Here is a 17,657-nt window from a genome sequence, read left to right as displayed (position 1 = left end):
CATCACTCTGGGAGGTACGACACGATGCGTTTGAAGACTCTCTGTCTGGCCGCCGCGGGGGCGGCGATGCTGACGGTGGCCGGGCTTCCCGCCCAGGCCGCCGAGCAGTATGTGCCCCTGCTGGTCTACAAGTCCGGCCCCTACGCGCCGAACGGCATCCCGATGGCCGCGGGCTGGGAGGACTACATCAAGCTGATCAACGCCCGCGACGGCGGCGTGAACGGCGTCAAGCTGGTCACCGACGAGTGCGACACCGGCTACAACAACGACCGCGGCGTCGAGTGCTACGAGCGCCTGAAGAAGCCGACGGCCGCGGCCTTCCAGCCGCTGTCGACCGGCATCACCTACGCACTGCTCGACCGTGTCGCCCAGGACAAGATCCCGCTCTACACCGGCGGCTACGGCCGCACCTCGGCCTCCTACGGTCCGGTCTTCCCCTATGTCTTCACCGCGCCGCTGACCTACTGGTCGGGCGCCGACATCATGGTGCAGTACGCCAAGGGGCAGGAGGGCGGCAGCCTGAAGGGCAAGAAGATCGCCCTGGTCTACCACGACTCGGCCTACGGCAAGGAGCCGATCCCGACGCTCGAGCGCCTGTCCAAGGAGGAGGGCTTCGAGTTCTACAAGTTCCCGGTCGCGCATCCGGGCCTCGAGCAGAAGTCGACCTGGCTGCAGATCGGCCGGCAGGTGAAGCCGGACTGGGTCTTCATGTGGGGCTGGGGCGTCATGAACTCGACCGCGGTCAAGGAAGCCGCGGCGGTCGGCTACCCGATGGACCACTTCATCGGCATCTGGTGGTCGGGCGCCGAGCCTGACGTCGTGCCCGCCGGCGCCGCCGCCAAGGGCTACAAGGCGCTGGGCCTGCACCTGCCGGGCACCGACATCCAGCTGCTGCAGGACGTGCTGAAGTACGTCTACAACGGCGACGAGGCCAAGGCGAAGGAGAACGCCTGGGGCACGGTGCTCTACAACCGCGGCCTGTTCCTGATGGCCATCGAGATCGAGGCGATCCGCCAGGCCCAGGAGATGCACGGCAAGGGCAAGGAGCTGACCGGCGAGCAGATCCGCGACGGCTTCGAGAACCTGAACCTGACCGAGGACAAGCTCGCGGCGATCGGCCTGAAGGACTTCACCAAGCCGATCCACATCACCTGCGAGGACCACGAGGGCGGCGGCCAGGCCTTCGTCCAGCAGTGGGACGGCGAGCAGTGGAAGAAGGTCTCCGACTGGTTCTCGCCGCACCGCGAGGCGCTGCGTGCTGCCTACAAGGAGGACGCGCTGGCCTACGCCAAGGAGAAGGGCATCACCCCGCGCACCTGCAAGTAGCCGCGAGGGCGCTGCCACGGGCTCGGAAGGCCCTCGCTCCAGAGCGGAGCGGGGGCCTTCCCCTACCGAGACCTGCCTGCCACGAGACCGGACCGGGACCCGACACGCGATGAGTGAAGCCGCCGTTCAGGAACGCATGGGCCAGGAACGCATGGGCATGGGGGCGGCCGCCGCCCTCGGCGCGCCGGCGCTGCTCAGCGTCAACAACATCGAGGTCATCTACGACCACGTCATCCTGGTCCTGAAGGGCGTCTCCCTGGAGATCCCGCAGGGCGGCATCGTCGCGCTGCTCGGCGCCAACGGCGCCGGCAAGACCACGACCCTGAAGGCGATCTCCAACCTGCTGCGCGCCGAGCGCGGCGACGTCACCAAGGGCTCGATCACCCTGGCCGGCGAGCGGGTCCAGCACCTGACGCCGAACGACCTGGTCCGGAAGGGCGTCATCCAGGTCATGGAAGGACGCCACTGCTTCGAGCACCTGACCGTCGAGGAGAACCTGCTGACCGGCGCCTACACGCGCAGCGAGGGCGCGGCGGCGATCCAGCAGGACCTGGAGATGGTCTACGAGTACTTCCCGCGCCTCAAGGTCAGGCGCAACAGCCAGGCCGGCTACACCTCGGGCGGCGAGCAGCAGATGACGGCGATCGGCCGGGCGCTGATGAGCCGGCCCAAGGTCGTCCTGCTCGACGAGCCCTCGATGGGCCTGGCCCCGCAGCTGGTCGAGCAGATCTTCGAGATCGTCAAGACGATCAACGAGCAGCAGGGCGTGTCGATCCTGCTCGCCGAGCAGAACACCAACGTCGCGCTGCGCTACGCCAAGTACGGCTACATCCTGGAGAGCGGCCGCGTCGTGATGGACGGGCCGGCCGACGCCCTGCGCCAGAACGAGGACGTCAAGGAGTTCTACCTCGGCCTCTCGGCGACCGGCCGCAAGTCCTACCGCGAGGTCAAGCACTACAAGCGCCGCAAGCGCTGGCTCGCCTGAGCGTGCGGGACCGGGCGATGAGCAGGCACTACGACGAGCTGGAGACGCGGTCGGGCGAGGCGCGCGAGGCCGACCTCTTCGAGCGGCTGCGCGGCCAGATCGCGCGGGCCAAGGCGACCGAGGGCTACCGCGCGCGGCTGGCCGAGCTCGATCCGGCCAGCGTGCGGGGCTGGGCCGACCTCGGCCGGCTGCCGGTCACCCGCAAGGCCGATCTGATCCGCCTGCAGAAGCAGCAGCCGCCGTTCGGCGGCTTCAACGCCCTGGCGCCCGGCGAGGCCGGCCGCATCTTCGTCTCGCCCGGCCCGATCTTCGAGCTGCAGGGGCGCGACAGCGACTACCGGCGCATGGCCCGCGGGCTCTTCGCCGCCGGCTTCCGGCCCGGCGAGCTGGTCCACAACTGCTTCGCCTATCACCTGACCCCCGGCGGCTGGATCATGGACGCCGGCGCCCAGGCCCTGGGCTGCGCGGTGATCGCCGCCGGCGTCGGCAACAGCGAGCAGCAGGCCGAGGCGATCGCCCACCTGCGCCCGCAGGGCTATGCCGGCACCCCCGACTTCCTGAAGGTGCTGCTCGACAAGGCCGCCGAGCTCGGCCTCGACTGCGGCTCGATCACCAAGGCCCTGGTCTCGGGCGGCGCGCTGTTCCCGAGCCTGCGCGCCGAGTACGCCGAGCGCGGCGTCGCGGTGAAGCAGTGCTACGCGACCGCCGAGCTCGGCCTCGTCGCCTACGAGGCCGAGGCCCCCGACGGCAGCATCGAGGGGCTGATCGTCGACGAGGGCTGCCTGCTCGAGATCGTCCGGCCGGGCACCGGCGACCCGGTGGCCGACGGCGAGGTCGGCGAGGTCGTCGTCACGACCTTCAACCCGGCCTATCCGCTGCTCCGCCTGGCGACCGGGGACCTCTCGGCGATCCTGCCCGGCACCAGCCCCTGCGGGCGCACCAACCGGCGCATCAAGGGCTGGATGGGCCGCGCCGACCAGACCACCAAGGTCAAGGGCATGTTCGTCCATCCCGAGCAGGTCGCCGAGGCGGTCAAGCGCTTCCCGGCCGTGGTCAAGGCGCGCCTCGTCGTCGAGCGCGAGGGCGAGCGCGACCGCATGGTCCTCAAGGTCGAGACCAGCGGCGCCGAGGATTCGCTGGGCGCGGCGCTGGCCGAGGCCCTGCAGGCGGCGACCAAGCTGAGGGGCGACGTCGAGCTGCTGGCGCCGGGCAGCCTGCCGAACGACGGCAAGGTCATCGACGATCAGCGCAAGTACGACTGACTTGGCGGGCGCTCCCGATCCCGGCTGGGCCGGCGCCTTCTTCGACGGCCTGACCCTCGACATCTGGCGCGCGGCGATCGACGAGGACCGCCTGTCGGCCGAGTGCGACTTCATCGCCGACGCCCTCGACCTCGATTCCGACGCGACCCTGCTCGACGTGCCCTGTGGCGAGGGACGCCACGCCGTCGAGCTCGCGAAGCGCGGCTACCGGCCGACCGGCCTCGATCTCTCCGAGATCTCGCTGGAGCGGGCACGCGCCGCCGCGGCGGTCGAGGAGGAGATCGAGGTTCCGCCGCGCTTCCTGCATCGGGACATGCGCGACCTCGAAGGCCTCGGGCCCTTCGCGGGGGCCTGCTGCCTGGGCAACGCCTTCGGCTACTTCGAGGCCGCTCAGTGCCGGCGCTTCCTCGCCGCCCTCGCCGGCACGCTCGCGCCGGGCGCCGGCTTCCTGCTGCACACGGGCATGGCGGCCGAATCGCTGCTGCCGAACTACGAGCCGGAGATCGAGGTCGAGGTCGGCGACTACCGCATGCGCTGCCTCAACGACTACGACCCCCTGGCCGGCCGGCTCGACACCCGCTACCGCCTGGTGCGCGGCGGCCGGGTCGAGGAGCGGCTCGGCCACCACTGGATCTTCACGGTGCGCGAGATCGGCGGGATGCTGGCGGACAGCGGCTTCACCGGCGTCGAGGCCTACGCCGAGATCGACGGCCGGCCCTTCGAGGTCGGTGATCCGCAGCTCTACCTGCTGGCGCGCAAGGCGGGGTAGGGGCGGTCGCTCCATCCGGGAGCGGCTATTCGCGGCTGCCACGTCCCTCGACAGGCTCGGGACGAAGCGAACTTCAGAGCGAGCGAGAGCGGATGCTTCGTCCCGAGCCTGTCGAGGGACGTGGGATCACCACGCCGACCGCTTTCTGGCTGCCTCGGGCCGGCTTTCACATTATCGCCGTGGTGCGAGCCTTTCGCAGCCACACTACCAGGGCAGATTAACCATCACCGGAGACTTCCCCTCCGATACCCGCCAGTCGGCCTCCATGCCCCCACGGAACGACTGGCCAGGCGGCGGCTGTCGGTCGCGATCCCGGCGGCCGCCGCCACCTCTTCCTCCTTCGGACCACGGCCGGCCGCGCTCTCGCGCGGCCGGCCGTGGTCGCGTCAGGCGAGGGCCTGTTCCAGCAGCCGGGCGGCGTGGATCGCCTGGCGGCCGCTGCCGTCGGCGATCTGGTGGCGGCAGGAGGTGCCGTCGGCGACCAGGGTCGTGTCGGCGTCGGCGGCGCGCACCGCCGGCAGCAGCGACAGCTCGGCCATGGCCCGGCTGACCTCGGCCGTCTCCTTGCGGTAGCCGAAGGCGCCGGCCATGCCGCAGCAGGAGGACTCGATGGTCGAGACCTCCAGCTCCGGCACCAGCCTCAGGACCTCCGAGACCTGGGAGAAGGCGGCGAAGGCCTTCTGGTGGCAGTGGCCGTGGATCAGCGCCTTGCGGCCGGGCAGGGGCTTGAGGTCGAGCGCCAGGGCGCCGGCCTTCTGCTCGGCGGCCAGGAACTCCTCGAACAGCAGGGCCTGGCCGGCCAGGGCCCGGCTGTCCGCGCCGGGCAGCAGGGCCAGGAACTCGTCGCGCAGGGTCAGGAGGCAGGCCGGCTCCAGCCCGACGATCGGCAGGCCGCGCGCGGCCAGCGGCAGCAGGGCGGCCAGGGTGCGTCGGGCCTCGGCGCGCGCCTCCTCCACGAGGCCGGCGGCCAGGAAGGTCCGGCCGCAGCACAGCGGGCGCCCCCGGTCGGCCGCCTTGGGCAGCACGACCCGGTAGCCGGCGGCGTCGAGCACGCGCTGGGCGGCGCGCGGCGTCTCGGGCTCGAACCAGCGCCCGAAGGTGTCGACGAAGAGCGCGACCTCGCGGCCGGTCGCCGTCGCGCCCTTCAAGGGCTGGTCGCGGAACGGCCGGTCGCTCCAGCGCGGCAGCGGGCGGTCGGCGGCGAGGCCGAGCAGGGCCTCGCCGAGGCGGGCGCCGCCCGGCAGGGCGTCGCGGGCGTTGGCCAGCCAGGGCAGGCGGCCGGCCAGCGGCGCGTAACGCGGCAGGAAGGCGATCGCCTTCTCGCCGAGCGGGATGCCCTCCTGCTTCGAGCGCTGGTACAGCACCTCGGTCTTCATGCGCGCCATGTCGACGCCGGTCGGGCACTCGCGCCGGCAGCCCTTGCAGCCGACGCAGAGCTTCATGGTCTCCAGCATCTCGTCGGAGGTCAGGGCGTCGGGGCCGAGCTGGCCGGAGGCGGCGAGGCGCAGGGCGTTGGCGCGGCCGCGGGTCAGGTCGCGCTCGTTGCGCGTGACCCGGAACGAGGGGCACATCACGGCGCCCTGGTCCTTCCGGCAGGCGCCGTTGTTGTTGCACATCTCGACGGCGCCCGAGAAGCCGCCCCAGGCCGACCAGTCGAGACCGGTCTCGAGCGGCAGCGGCGCGTAGCCCGGCTTGAAGCGGAACAGGCTGCGGTCGTCCATCTTCGAGGGATCGACGATCTTGCCCGGGTTGAGCCGGCCCTCGGGGTCGAGCCGCCGCTTGGCCTCGCCGAAGAAGCCGACCAGCTCCTCGCCGAACATCTCGCGGTGCGCCTCGCTGCGCACCAAGCCGTCGCCGTGCTCGCCGGAGTGCGAGCCCTTGTAGGCGCGCACCATCTCGAAGGCCTCCTCGGCGATCTCCCGCATCTTGCGGGCCTCGGCCTCGAGCTTGAGGTTGAGCACCGGACGGACGTGCAGCGTGCCGACCGAGGCGTGGGCGTACCAGGTGCCCTTGGTGCCGTGCCTGGCGAAGACCTCGTCGAGCCGCCGCGTGTACTCGGCGAGGTCCTCCAGCCGCACGGCGCAGTCCTCGACGAAGGAGACCGGCTTCCCGTCGCCCTTCATCGACATCATGATGTTGAGGCCCTGCTTGCGGACCTCCCAGATCGCCGTCTGGAAGCCGGGATCGACGGCCTCGACGACGGTGCCCGGCAGCCCCAGGTCGCCCATCAGCTCGACCAGCGCCGCGAGGCGCCGCAGGTTCTCGCCCTGGTCCGCCTCGGCGAACTCGACCAGCAGCAGAGAGTCCGGCTCGCCGCGCACGAACAGCTTCATGGTGTCGAGGAAGGCCGGGATCTCGCGCGCCAGCTCGATCATCGTGCGGTCGACCAGCTCGACCGCCGTCGGCCCCAGCTTGACGATGTGCTGCGCCGCGTCCATGGCCCGGTAGAATGTCGGGAAGTGGCAGACGCCGAGCACCTTGTTCCTGGGCAGCGGCGAGAGCCGGAGGCGCAGGCGCTCGAAGTAGGCGAGGGTGCCTTCCGAGCCGATCAGGAAGTGGCCGAGGTTGGCCGGATCGCCGGGCGCCCGCGCCATCTCGCCGCTCATCAGGGCGCGCTCCGGCGCCGGCAGCAGGGCGTCGAGGTTGTAGCCGCCGACCCGGCGCAGGACCTTGGGGAAGTGCTCCTCGATCGCCGGCTGCGCGCGCCGGCCGAGGTCGAGCAGGTCGGCGACCAGGTCGCGCTCGGCCGAGGGGCGGTTGGCGCCCTCCAGCGCCGGGTCGAGCGGGCCGAAGCGCATCGCCGTGCCGTCGGCCAGGATCGCCTCCACGGCCTCGACGTTGTCGCGCATCGTGCCGTAGCGCAGCGAGCGCGAGCCGCAGGAGTTGTTGCCGGCCATGCCGCCGATCGTGGCCCGGCTGGAGGTCGAGACGTCGACCGGGAACCACAGGCCGTGCGGCTTGAGCTGGCGGTTCAGCTTGTCGAGCACGATGCCCGGCTGCACCGTCGCCTGGCCGTTGGCGGCATCGAGCTCGACCAGGCCGTCGAGGTGCCTGGAGAGATCGAGCACCAGGCATTCGCCGACCGTCTGGCCGCACTGCGAGGTGCCGCCGCCGCGCGGCAGCACCGGCAGGCCCTCCTCGCGGGCGATGTCGAGGGCCCGGCGCACGTCGGCCTCGTGCCTGGGCACGACCACGCCGAGCGGCTCGATCTGGTAGACCGAGGCGTCGGTCGAATAGCGCCCGCGGTCGAAGGCGTCGAACAGCACCTCGCCCTCGAGGGCGTCGGCGAGGCGGCGGGCGAGGCGCGAATCGCCCGGCTGCGGGCGGGCAGGTCTGGTCATCGTCATATGCCCGATTATGCCCGCGCCGACGGGCGCGGCGGAACCCCCGGCACGGCATGGCAGACGGTATGCCGGGGGCGGAGCCCGGTCCGATCGCGGGTGGTCCGCTCATGGTCCGACGCGCTCGCCATGAAACAGAGGGGAGCCTGCGGCTCCCCGTCGCTTCACCCCGAGCTTGTCGAAGGGCGAAGCGAAAGCGGCACGGACGCCGCTACTCCATCACCAGCTTCACCTGCCGGGGCGCGACCTCGCGGTACCGGTCCGGGAGGTGGTGAGCAATCATACATTGTGATGGTGGTAGATTTTTTCTCGCATATTGGATATTCGATATCCCGATATGCGAGTGTTAGATGGATATCTAACCCGGAAAACGGGGCGGCGTCGATTGCCGTGCGACCGACCGGCAGGAGGAGAGTGGCATGAGCGTCCGGGAAATGGTGGTCGTCATGGCAGTGGTGATCCTGCCATCCGTGCTGTTCACGCTTGCGATCTACTATGCTCAGTCGAAGGCCTTCGGCGAAAAATATTGCGCTATTATCTATAGGGTATCGCTCTTCGGGCGGACGTCGTTCATTTCTGAGTACATGGTAATTCGGACGGTGATCGTCTTGTTGATGTGCGCGTGGCTCGATGTATTATTGCCGATAGAGTTCGTCGTCATGATCCTGCTGCCGGTGCTGGTCGGGATGGGGTTCGTCATCGTCCGGCAGGCCGACACCAAGACCGTGTCGGACGAGAGCGATGCGCTCGTCAGGCGTCTGACCGCGATGCAATCGGAGATCGGCGAGATCCGGGGCCATATCGACGGGCTGAGGCATCACATCCTGTCGAAGCAGCTCGAGCTGAACGAGAAGCAGAGGATTCGGGAGCAGCTCGACCTCTACATTCGGGACAAGACCTCCGAAGCCGAACAATGGGGGGCGCTCACGAACGAGCAGAAGGACCTGGTCATCAACGCGGCGATCCAAGGCTTGCGTCGGGGCTCCAAGAAGAGCGTGTTCCTCGGCTTCCTGGCAGCCTTCTTCATAAACCTGTCCGCGACCTTCACCTGGACGATCATGGGAAGCCCAGGCCGCGAAGCCCTCATCCAGGAGTTTCGCGATCTGCTCTGGTGGGGGAAATAGCTGCCCCAGGGCTGTCGGACTGGCCCGACGGCCGGACCGACGTGCCGGCCGCCGGCACCGGCGCTCACCCCCTCGCGGTTCCCGCGAGCCGAGCGGGAAGGCCTATTCCGCGGCCAGCCTGACCTGCTGGGCCGTGGCCTCGCGGTACCGGGCCTGGGCGGCGGCGACGCCGCTGCAAGCCTCGATCGCGGCGCTGGCGCCGAGCAGGGCCATCTCGGCCGAGGCCAGCGCCGCCAGGCACATGACCTCGTCGAGGTCGCCCAGGTGGCCGGTGCAGAAGACCTTGCCGGCGAGCAGGCCGGCGACCAGGTCGCGCTCGGCCGAGGGGCGGTTGGCGCCCTCCAGGGCCGGGTCGAGCGGGCCGAAGCGCATCGCCGTGCCGTCGGCCAGGATCGCCTCCACGGCCTCGACGTTGTCGCGCATCGTGCCGTAGCGCAGCGAGCGCGAGCCGCAGGAGTTGTTGCCGGCCATGCCGCCGATCGTGGCCCGGCTGGACCGTCGAGGTGCCTGGAGAGGTCGAGCACCAGGCATTCGCCGACCATCTGGCCGCACCGCGTGGCGCCGCCGCCTTTGCCCAACCCCGCCAGGGCAGGGGTGCCTTGCCCGCAGCGGCCGGCCGCCGCCGGCGCTCAGGCGGGCTGCGCCGCCTTGTCGGCGTGCGGGATCTGGCTGCGCGCGATGCGGCGGGCGATCTTGAAGACGCCGTCGAGGATCTCGAGCAGCTCGACCTCGCGGACGTAGCCCGTGACGGTGGCGCCCGGGCCGCCGGGGCCGTGCGGCCCGCGGGGCAGGGTGCGGAAGCGGTCGCGGCTGATCTCGTGGGCGATCTCCGTCACCTCGCGCTTCATGCCGCGCACCGAGGCGGCGGCCTCGACGTCCTCCTCGACGACCGCCCGCACGGCCTGGCGCAGCGCGCGCGCCACCTGGGCATGGTAGAGGCCGATCCGCTTGGCGGCGTCGGGCACGACGGAGCCCCGCTCGTCGATGCGCTTGCGCGCCGAGGTCACCATGTCCGTCGCGATGGTGTCGGCGACGTGCTCGAGGTCGTTGGCGACCTCGACCAGCTGCATCAGGTTGTCGGCCTGCTCCGAGGAGAGCGAGCCGAGCGAGATGCGGCCGAGATAGTCGAGCAGGGCCCGGTGCAGCCGGTCGACCGGCTTGTCGAGCGCCGCCAGGGCGGTCAGCGCGCTGCGCGAATCGCTCAGCACCGGCGGCAGCGCCCGGTCCAGCATGTCGGCGACGTAGTCGCCCATGCGGCCGAGCTCGAAGCGCGCGCTGTGCAGCGCCATCGCCGGCGTCGAGAGCAGGCTCTCGTCCAGGAACTTCGGCGCCAGCGGCTCCTCCGCCGAGAGCGGCCGGTCGGGCACGAGCCGCTCGACCAGCCGCGCGATCTGCGCGGTGAAGCCGACCAGCAGCAGGGTGTTGGCGACGTTGAAGATGGTGTGGGCGTTGGCGACCTGCCGGGGCAGGTCGGCGGCCGCGTGCCCGGCGCCGGCCGGGCCGGCGACGCCGGGCGAGACGCTGCGCGCCAGCTCGGCCAGCTCGGGGATGAAGCCGATCCAGATCAGCACGCCGACGACGTTGAAGAGGACGTGGACGACGGCGGCCCGGACCGCCTCGCGCGGCTTGCCGATGGCGGCGAGCCCGGCCGTCGCGCAGGTGCCGATGTTGGCGCCGAGGGTGACGGCGATCGCCGTCTCCAGGGTCATCAGGCCCTGGCCGGCCAGGACGATGACGAGGCCGGTCGTCGCGGCCGAGGACTGCACGACGGCGGTGAAGACGGCGCCGGCCAGCACGGCGGGCAGGGGCGAGTCGAGCGAGCCGAGGAAGGTGACGAAGGGCGGATAGAGCCGCAGCGGCGCCATCGCCGTGCTCATCACGCCCATGCCGTAGAAGACCAGGCCGGCGCCCAGCAGGATCCGGCCGTAGTCCTGCCGGTCCTCGTCCTTCGACAGGAAGGCGACCAGGAAGCCCAGCGTGACCAGCGGCAGCGCGAAGCGGGTCACGTTGAAGGCCAGGATCTGCGCGGTCACCGTGCTGCCGATGTTCGCGCCCATGATGATGCTGACGCTCTGCGCCATCGACAGCATGCCGGCCGAGATGAAGCCGACCAGGATGACCGTGGTCACGGAGGAGGAGTTGACGATGCCGGTGACCAGGGCGCCCACGGCGACGCCGGCGAGGCGGTTGCGGGTCACCTTGCCGAGCAGCGTCCGCATCCGGTCGCCTGCCGTGCGCTTCAGCGCGCCGGTCATCAGGTCGAGGCCGAAGAGGAAGAGGGCGAGCCCGCCGAGCAGCCCGCTCCAGAGCGCGAACTGGTCGAGCGTGGCCGCGCCGGCCCCGGTCATGTCGCGGCGCCCCCGGTCACGTCGCGGTCCCGTCGGCCTTGACCACCGTGACCGGCATCGGCGCCGTCTGCACGACGCGCTCGGCGACCGAGCCGAGCAGGATGTGCGACAGGCCGGTGCGCCCCCGGCTGCCGACCACCACCAGCTCGGCGCCGAGCTCCGCCGCGGTCTCGACGATGCGCCCCGGCGGCAGGCCCGGGACGAGCCGCGTCTCGATGGTCGCGAGGGCCGGCGTCTCGGGATGCTCGCCGCGCATCTTCGCCAGGAAGTCGGCCATCATCTCCTCGGCGACCGTGACCATCGGCCTCAGCCAGTCGCCCTCGAGCGTCCGGTAGAAGCCCGGGCTGGAGGCGGGGTCGTGGACGACGTGCAGCAGCACCGGCCGGGCGCCGGTCAGCTCGGCCTGCCGGCAGGCCCAGAGCAGCGCCGCCTCGGAGTCCGGCGAGAAGTCGACCGCGCAGAGGATCACGCCGGTCATGGCAGCATCGCCCCGCGGATCGTGAAGAAGAAGATCGCGCCCGCCACGGCCGTCGCGGGCAGGGTGATCACCCAGGCCGCGGCGATCCGGAGCAGGAGCGAGCGCTTGACCAGCTCGATGCGGTTGAGGCTCCTCAGCCCCTTCCTCTCCTTCTTGTAGAGGTGCGGCGGGCCCTTCTGCCGCTTGAGCTCGCGCAGCATCAGGCTCCGCTGCTCGACCGTCGCCGCCTCGAAGCGCGCCAGGAAGTCCTCGACCGCCGGCTCCTCGGCGTCGTGGTGGTGCGAGCGGATCTCCTCGATCATGCGCGCGTAGCTGACCTTCAGGTACTCGCGCAGGAAGCCGACGCCGAAGACGCCGCCGACGGCGATATGGGTCGAGCTGACCGGCAGGCCGAGCTGCGAGGCGAGGATCACCGTGAGCGCGGCCGACAGCGCGATGCAGAAGGCCCGCGTGCGGTCGAGCTCGGTGATCTCCGAGCCGACCGTGCGGATCAGCTTCGGACCGTAGAGCGCCAAGCCCAGGACGATGCCGCCGGCGCCGACCAGCATCACCCAGAGCGGGATCGGCGCGCTGGTCGCCGTGCCGCCCGAGCTGACCGCCTCGCTGATGCCGGCCAGCGGCCCGACGGCGTTGGCGACGTCGTTGCCGCCGTGCGCGAAGCTCAGCAGGGCGGCGGCGAAGACCAGCGGCACGGTGAACAGCTCGTTGACGCCGCCCTTGCTGTTCGGCAGCCGCGGCGCGGCCCGCGCGACGTGGCGGCGGACCGCGACGAGGACGAGCAGCGCGACGACCAGCCCGGCCGCCGCCGCCGCCGGGAAGCCGATCTTCCAGACGTGCGACAGCCCCTTCATCAGCAGGTAGGTGGTGAAGGACCAGGCCATGACCGCGACCAGCCAGGGCACCGTCCGCCGTGCCGCGGCGAGGATGTCCGCCTGGTAGGTGATGCGCCGCTTGATCAGGTAGAGGAAGGCCGCGGCGATGATGCCGCCCAAGACCGGCGACAGCACCCAGGAGGCGGCGATGCGGCCGACCTCGCTCCAGTCGGCGATGCCCCAGCCGCCGGCCGCGATGCCCGCCCCGAGGACGCCGCCGACGATGGCGTGGGTGGTCGAGACCGGCGCGCCGATCGCGGTCGCCAGGTTCAGCCAGAGCGCCGCGGCGAGCAGGGCGGCGATCATCAGCCAGACGAAGGTCGGGCCGTCCTTGATCAGCGCCGGGTCGATGATGCCGTTCTTGATCGTGCCGACGACGTCGCCGCCGGCGATCAGCGCGCCCGAGGCCTCGAAGATCGCGGCGATGACGATCGCGCCGGCCAGGGTGAGCGCCCGGGACCCGACCGCCGGGCCGACGTTGTTCGCGACGTCGTTGGCGCCGATGTTCAGCGCCATGTAGCCGCCGATCATGGCGGCCGCGGTGACCAGCGGAGCGTGCGCCCCGGCGAAGCCCTGCGACAGGCTGTAGAGCATGATCACGATGATGAAGAGCAGCGCCGTGCCGAAGCGGAACAGCTCGCCGCGGTTGACCAGCAGCGCCTCTTCGATCTTCCGGACGTTCGGAACGTCGTCGGTCATCAGCCGGCCCCTGGCCCTTCCCCTTGATCCCCGCCGGGCGGCGCCGCCCTGCGCCGGACTCCAGCAGCCGTCGTCGTGGCGCAGCCATGCGATATGTCAGTTCTGTGACAATCAGGCTACCATGCTGTTCGGCCGGGCGACGAAGACGGCAGCGGGGCGGAACCGCAGGAGGGGGCGCCGGATGGCACCGACGGGGCGGCAGAGGGCTCGCGGGGGACGGCGCCGATGAAGGAGGCCGGCAAGAGCGGGAAGCGCCCGCTCGACCGCCTCGACATGAGCCTCGCGCTCGACCGGAAGAGCTACGAGAAGAAGCTCCGGCGCCTGCAGGAGCGGCTGCGGCTGATCCAGCAGTCCTATCTTTTCTCGGGCAACTCCGCCGCGATCGTCTTCGAGGGCTGGGACGCCGCCGGCAAGGGCGGCACGATCCGGCGCATCTCCGAGGCCCTCGATCCGCGCAGCTTCAAGGTCTGGACGATCGGCGCACCGCGCCGCTACTACCTGGAGCGGCATTTCCTGGCCCGCTTCATGGAGCGCCTGCCGCCGAACGGCGCGATCTCGGCCTTCGACCGCTCCTGGTACGGCCGGGTGCTGGTCGAGCGGGTCGAGAACCTGACCCCGAAGTCGCGCTGGCAGGCCGCCTACCGCGAGATCAACGACTTCGAGCGCATGCTGGGCGACGACGGCACGCGCGTCGTCAAGCTGTTCTTCCACATCACGCCCGAGGAGCAGCTGAAGCGCTTCGAGAGACGGCTCACCGATCCCCTGAAGCGCTGGAAGCTGACCTACGAGGACTTTCGCAACCGGGGCCGCTGGCCGGACTACGAGGACGCGATCAACGAGATGATCGAGCGGACCTCGACCCGCCACGCGCCCTGGACGCTGGTCGCCGCCAACGACAAGAAGCACGCGCGCATCGCCGCGCTGGGCGAGATCGTCCGCTGCCTCGGGCGCGGCGTCGACCTCGCGCCGCCGACGCTCGACGAGCGCACCCTCGCCGCGGCCCGCGACGAGTTCGATCTGCCCGACAGCCTGCTCGACAGCCTCGCCGGGCGCACCGAGTAGCCGGGCCGGGCGCGGCATCGCGGACGGCGTTTCGGAAAGGCTGGCGGCACGGCTTTCGCTCCATGGTTCGACAGGCTCACCATGAAGCGAAGGGGAGCCCATGGCTCCCCGCGCCCCCCTTCGCTTCGTCCCGAGCCTGTCGAGGGGCGGAGCGAAGTCGGCACGAGCGCTTCGGCCTACTCCGCGGCCAGCCTGACCTGCTGGGCCGCGGCCTCGCGGTACCAGGCCTGGGCGGCGGCGACGCCGCTGCCGGCCTCGAGGTCGGCGCCGGCGTCGAGCAGGGCCATCTCGGCTGAGGCCAGCGCCGCCAGGCACATGACCTCGTTGAGGTCGCCCAGGTGGCCGATGCGGAAGACCTTGCCGGCGAGCGGGCCGAGGCCGCTGCCGAAGGAGGTGCGGTAGCGCTGGTAGCCCAGGCGGATCACCTCCCTGGCGTCGACCCCGGCGGGCACCCGCACGGCGCTGACCGTGTCGGAGTACCAGCGCGGATGGGCGGCGCAGAGCTCCAGGCCCCAGGCGGCGACGCCGCGGCGCACGCCCTCGGCGAGCCGCGCGTGGCGGGCGAAGACCTGGTCCAGCCCCTCCTCGAAGAGCAGCGCCAGCGAGGCCTTCAGGCCGTGGAACAGCTGGGTCGGCGGCGTGTAGGGGAAGAAGCCCTCGGCGTTCATCTTCGCCATGTCGGCGAAGTCGAAGTAGCAGCGCCGCAGGGTCGCGCCCTTCGAGGCCTCCAGCGCCTTGTCGCTGACCCCGATCAGGCTGAGGCCGGCCGGCAGCATGAAGCCCTTCTGCGAGCCGGCGACCGCCAGGTCGACGCCCCAGTCGTCCTGGCGGAAGTCGATCGAGCCGATCGAGCTGACGCCGTCGACGAACAGCAGGGCCGGGTGGCCGGCGGCGTCGAGCGCGGCGCGCACGCCGGCGACGTCGGAGGTGACGCCGGTCGCGGTCTCGTTGTGGGTCACGAAGACCGCCTTGATGGCGTGGCTGCGGTCGGCCTTCAGGCGCTGCTCGTAGGCCTCCAGCGGCACGCCCTCGCCCCAGGGCACCTCCAGGCACTCAACCTGCAGCCCGAGACTCGCGGCCATCTGCACCCAGAGCTGCGAGAACTGGCCGTAGGAGGCCATCAGCACCCGGTCGCCGGGGCTGAGGGTGTTGGTCATCGCCGCCTCCCAGGCGCCGCTGCCCGAGGAGGGGAACAGGAAGACCCGGCCGGCCTCCGCCTTGAAGACCTTCCTGACGCCCTCGAACAGCGGCTTCGTGAGCTCGCCGAAGTCGGCGGCCCGCATGTCCTGCATCGGCACGTTCATGGCTTGGCGGACCGCCTCGGGGATGTTGGTCGGCCCGGGGATGTAGAGATGGGTGATCCCGTTGCGCATCGCGTCCTCCTCCTTCGCTGCCCGGCGGCTCGGACGGCCGCCTTCGGGGCTGGGGCCGGGGCTGGCCCCGACCGGAACAGGGCCGGGGTAGCACCGGCGCGCCCCCGGCCGCCAACCGAAAGGGGTCGATGTGAAGGGCTTGTGATTTACCGAAACCGGATTAGTAATGTTGTAAGTTACAGCTTCTCGGAGGAGGCCGCGCCATGGCGCCGCGCAAGACCTTCGTCGGGCCGCGGCTGCGCCAGCTGCGCCGCGAGCGCCGGCAGACCCAGGCCGGGATGGCCGCCGCCCTGGGCGTCAGCCCGGCCTACGTCAACCTGCTGGAGAACAACCAGCGCAGCCTCTCGGTGCAGGTCCTGCTGCGCCTCTCCGAGACCTACGGCGTCGACTGGCGCGAGCTGGTCGAGGACGATTCCGCCAGCCTGCTGGCCGACCTGCGCAGCGCGCTGCAGGACCCGGTCTTCGACGCCGAGCGGCCGGACCTGCAGGAGCTGCGCGCCGCCCTCGACCACAGCCCCGGCCTGGCGCGCAGCCTGCTGGTCCTGCACAAGGCCTACCAGGCGCTCGGCGAGCGCCTGCTGTCGGTCGGGCGGGCCGGCGTCGGCGACCTCGACCGCCTGCTGACCGCCAGCCCTGAGACCGTGGTCCACGACCTGTTCCGCCGGCACCGCAACCACTTCCCGATCCTGGAGGAGGCGGCCGAGGCCTTCCGCGGCGGCGAAGAGATCGATACCGCGGCCTTCTACGGCTTCCTGAAGCGCCGCCTCGAGCAGCGCCTGGGCATCGAGGTCCGCTCGGTGCCGGTCGACGCGCTGCCGCACGCCCTGCGCCTCTACGACGAGGCCGGCGGCCGGCTGCTGCTGTCGGACGGCCTGGACTATCCGAACAAGGTCTTCCAGCTGATCCACGTCACCGGCCTGCTGGAGTACCGCGAGGCGATCGACGCGGTGATCGCCGGCGCCGACATCACCGGCGGGGGCATCACCGGCGCGCGCGAGCAGGCGCGCTGCCGGGTCGAGCTGGCCAACTACTTCGCCGCCGCGGTCGTCATGCCCTATGCCGCCTTCCTCGCCGAGGCGCGGGCGACCCGCTACGACCTCGACCTGCTGGCCGCGCGCTTCGGCGTGACCTACGAGCAGGTCTGCCACCGGGTCACGACCCTGCAGCGCGAGGGCGCCCAGGGCGTGCCCTTCTTCTTCCTGCGCGTCGACAAGGCCGGCAACGTCGGCAAGCGCTTCAACGCGACCTCCTTCCAGCTCGCCGAGTACGGCGGCGCCTGCCCGCGCTGGGACGTGCACCTCTCGTTCCGCACGCCGGGGCGGATCCTGGCGCAGTTCGTCGAGATGCCCGACGGCTCGCGCTACTTCACGGTCAACCGCACGGTCGACCGGCCGAGCCTGGGCCACCAGAGCCAGGACAACCGCCTGGCGGTCAGCCTGGGCTGCGCCATCGAGCACGCCGGGCAGCTGGTCTACGCCGCCCGCTACCAGCTCTCCGACCCCGACCTGGTGACCCCGATCGGCATCACCTGCCGCCTCTGCCCCCGCCAGAGCTGCACCCAGCGGGCCCACCAGCCGCTGCACCTGGAGCTGCCGATCGACGAGCGGCGGCGGGGGGCGACACGGTTCGAGAGTTAGGGGAGGGGGGCGGCTTTTGACCCTGGCTGTGTGAAAACGCGTCGGCTGCTACGATTCCTCGTCGGAGCCGACGGGGGCGGTGATGAAGCGCTTTGTCGAGGGTGTGGATCGCAATCAGTCGACACTGTTTCCGGAAAGCCTCGAAGATTGGGTGCACCAGGATAATCCGGTTCGGGTGATCGATGCTTTCGTGGGGGAGCTGGATCTCGCCGCGCTGGGCTTCTGCGGTGTCGATCCTGCGGCGACTGGACGGCCGAGCTATCATCCTGCGGTGCTGCTGAAGCTCTACGTCTACGGCTATCTCAACCGGGTCCAATCGAGCCGGCGCATCGAGCGTGAGGCCGGCTGCAATGTCGAAGTGATGTGGCTGACCGGGCGGCT

General features: G+C 71.0%; 14 protein-coding genes. 8 read left to right on the top strand and 6 right to left on the bottom strand.

All coding sequences use genetic code 11. From position 1 onward, the window contains the following. Positions 1 to 24 precede the first annotated feature (24 nt). From B9O00_RS08440 to B9O00_RS08425, 4 genes are all read left to right on the top strand, one after another. Positions 25 to 1,326 carry an ABC transporter substrate-binding protein gene (locus tag B9O00_RS08440; protein WP_085122039.1) on the top strand — a complete coding sequence of 434 codons (1,302 nt, stop codon included), beginning with the start codon at positions 25 to 27 and terminating at the stop codon, positions 1,324 to 1,326. A gap of 136 nt (positions 1,327 to 1,462) precedes the next feature. Next, a complete protein-coding gene (locus B9O00_RS08435; RefSeq protein WP_235017074.1) occupies positions 1,463 to 2,311 on the top strand; it encodes an ABC transporter ATP-binding protein in 849 nt (282 codons plus the stop codon). A 17-nt stretch (positions 2,312 to 2,328) separates the two neighbouring features. Beyond that, the gene (locus tag B9O00_RS08430) at positions 2,329 to 3,573 is read left to right on the top strand and encodes a phenylacetate--CoA ligase family protein (protein WP_085122038.1); all 1,245 of its coding nucleotides are present in this window, start codon (positions 2,329 to 2,331) and stop codon (positions 3,571 to 3,573) included. 1 nt (position 3,574) lies between these two features. After that, entirely contained in the window at positions 3,575 to 4,342 is a 768-nt protein-coding gene (locus B9O00_RS08425) for an SAM-dependent methyltransferase (RefSeq protein ID WP_159460146.1), read from the top strand. Positions 4,343 to 4,728: 386 nt separating this feature from the next. On the opposite strand, the gene B9O00_RS08420 is transcribed toward B9O00_RS08425, so the two are convergent. Then, a complete protein-coding gene (locus tag B9O00_RS08420) occupies positions 4,729 to 7,683 on the bottom strand; it encodes an FAD-binding and (Fe-S)-binding domain-containing protein (RefSeq protein ID WP_089229653.1) in 2,955 nt (984 codons plus the stop codon). A 419-nt stretch (positions 7,684 to 8,102) separates the two neighbouring features. Here B9O00_RS08420 and B9O00_RS08415 point away from each other — a divergent pair, with 419 nt between their 5' ends. After that, on the top strand, positions 8,103 to 8,807 hold the full coding sequence (locus B9O00_RS08415) for a hypothetical protein (protein WP_085122035.1): 705 nt from the start codon (positions 8,103 to 8,105) through the stop codon (positions 8,805 to 8,807). A 102-nt stretch (positions 8,808 to 8,909) separates the two neighbouring features. Here B9O00_RS08415 and B9O00_RS34135 read toward each other — a convergent pair whose 3' ends face one another. From B9O00_RS34135 to B9O00_RS08395, 4 genes are all read right to left on the bottom strand, one after another. Next, entirely contained in the window at positions 8,910 to 9,278 is a 369-nt protein-coding gene (locus tag B9O00_RS34135) for an FAD-binding protein (protein WP_200808439.1), read from the bottom strand. Between the two features lie 158 nt (positions 9,279 to 9,436). Next, a complete protein-coding gene (locus tag B9O00_RS08405) occupies positions 9,437 to 11,155 on the bottom strand; it encodes a Na/Pi cotransporter family protein (RefSeq protein ID WP_085122033.1) in 1,719 nt (572 codons plus the stop codon). Between the two features lie 16 nt (positions 11,156 to 11,171). Continuing rightward, a complete protein-coding gene (locus B9O00_RS08400) occupies positions 11,172 to 11,633 on the bottom strand; it encodes a universal stress protein (RefSeq protein ID WP_085122032.1) in 462 nt (153 codons plus the stop codon). Beyond that, the gene (locus B9O00_RS08395) at positions 11,630 to 13,204 is read right to left on the bottom strand and encodes an inorganic phosphate transporter (RefSeq protein ID WP_085122031.1); all 1,575 of its coding nucleotides are present in this window, start codon (positions 13,202 to 13,204) and stop codon (positions 11,630 to 11,632) included. Before B9O00_RS08395 ends, B9O00_RS08400 begins: the two co-directional genes overlap by 4 nt. A gap of 225 nt (positions 13,205 to 13,429) precedes the next feature. Between B9O00_RS08395 and B9O00_RS08390 the strand changes: the two genes are divergently transcribed. Continuing rightward, positions 13,430 to 14,266 carry a polyphosphate kinase 2 family protein gene (locus B9O00_RS08390; protein WP_085122030.1) on the top strand — a complete coding sequence of 279 codons (837 nt, stop codon included), beginning with the start codon at positions 13,430 to 13,432 and terminating at the stop codon, positions 14,264 to 14,266. Between the two features lie 176 nt (positions 14,267 to 14,442). Here B9O00_RS08390 and B9O00_RS08385 read toward each other — a convergent pair whose 3' ends face one another. Then, complete coding sequence (locus B9O00_RS08385; protein ID WP_085122029.1) at positions 14,443 to 15,639, bottom strand: aminotransferase class V-fold PLP-dependent enzyme; 1,197 nt, start codon at positions 15,637 to 15,639, stop codon at positions 14,443 to 14,445. 203 nt (positions 15,640 to 15,842) lie between these two features. On the opposite strand from B9O00_RS08385, the gene B9O00_RS08380 reads away from it, so the two are divergent. Next, positions 15,843 to 17,276, top strand: a complete 1,434-nt coding sequence (locus tag B9O00_RS08380) for a helix-turn-helix domain-containing protein (protein ID WP_085122028.1) — start codon at positions 15,843 to 15,845, stop codon at positions 17,274 to 17,276. Between the two features lie 82 nt (positions 17,277 to 17,358). Continuing rightward, a partial coding sequence (locus B9O00_RS08375; protein ID WP_143596182.1) for a transposase occupies positions 17,359 to 17,657 on the top strand: 299 nt, incomplete at its 3' end.

This window comes from Tistlia consotensis USBA 355 (genome assembly GCF_900177295.1).
In the GTDB taxonomy this organism is placed as follows: Bacteria; Pseudomonadota; Alphaproteobacteria; order Kiloniellales; family DSM-21159; genus Tistlia; species Tistlia consotensis.
Note: the sequence above shows the minus strand (reverse complement) of the source record. Positions and strands in the feature narration are given on the sequence as shown.

Bases quoted from the DNA above. Each gene is read 5' to 3' on its own strand.
- B9O00_RS08435 (WP_235017074.1), top strand. From the start codon at position 1,463: ATGGGCCAGGAACGCATGGGCATGGGGGCGGCCGCCGCCCTCGGCGCG.
- B9O00_RS34135 (WP_200808439.1), bottom strand. From the start codon at position 9,278: ATGGCCGGCAACAACTCCTGCGGCTCGCGCTCGCTGCGCTACGGCACG.
- B9O00_RS08430 (WP_085122038.1), top strand. From the start codon at position 2,329: ATGAGCAGGCACTACGACGAGCTGGAGACGCGGTCGGGCGAGGCGCGC.
- B9O00_RS08415 (WP_085122035.1), top strand. From the start codon at position 8,103: ATGAGCGTCCGGGAAATGGTGGTCGTCATGGCAGTGGTGATCCTGCCA.
- B9O00_RS08400 (WP_085122032.1), bottom strand. From the start codon at position 11,633: ATGACCGGCGTGATCCTCTGCGCGGTCGACTTCTCGCCGGACTCCGAG.
- B9O00_RS08390 (WP_085122030.1), top strand. From the start codon at position 13,430: ATGAAGGAGGCCGGCAAGAGCGGGAAGCGCCCGCTCGACCGCCTCGAC.
- B9O00_RS08420 (WP_089229653.1), bottom strand. From the start codon at position 7,683: ATGACCAGACCTGCCCGCCCGCAGCCGGGCGATTCGCGCCTCGCCCGC.
- B9O00_RS08395 (WP_085122031.1), bottom strand. From the start codon at position 13,204: ATGACCGACGACGTTCCGAACGTCCGGAAGATCGAAGAGGCGCTGCTG.
- B9O00_RS08385 (WP_085122029.1), bottom strand. From the start codon at position 15,639: ATGCGCAACGGGATCACCCATCTCTACATCCCCGGGCCGACCAACATC.
- B9O00_RS08440 (WP_085122039.1), top strand. From the start codon at position 25: ATGCGTTTGAAGACTCTCTGTCTGGCCGCCGCGGGGGCGGCGATGCTG.
- B9O00_RS08380 (WP_085122028.1), top strand. From the start codon at position 15,843: ATGGCGCCGCGCAAGACCTTCGTCGGGCCGCGGCTGCGCCAGCTGCGC.
- B9O00_RS08405 (WP_085122033.1), bottom strand. From the start codon at position 11,155: ATGACCGGGGCCGGCGCGGCCACGCTCGACCAGTTCGCGCTCTGGAGC.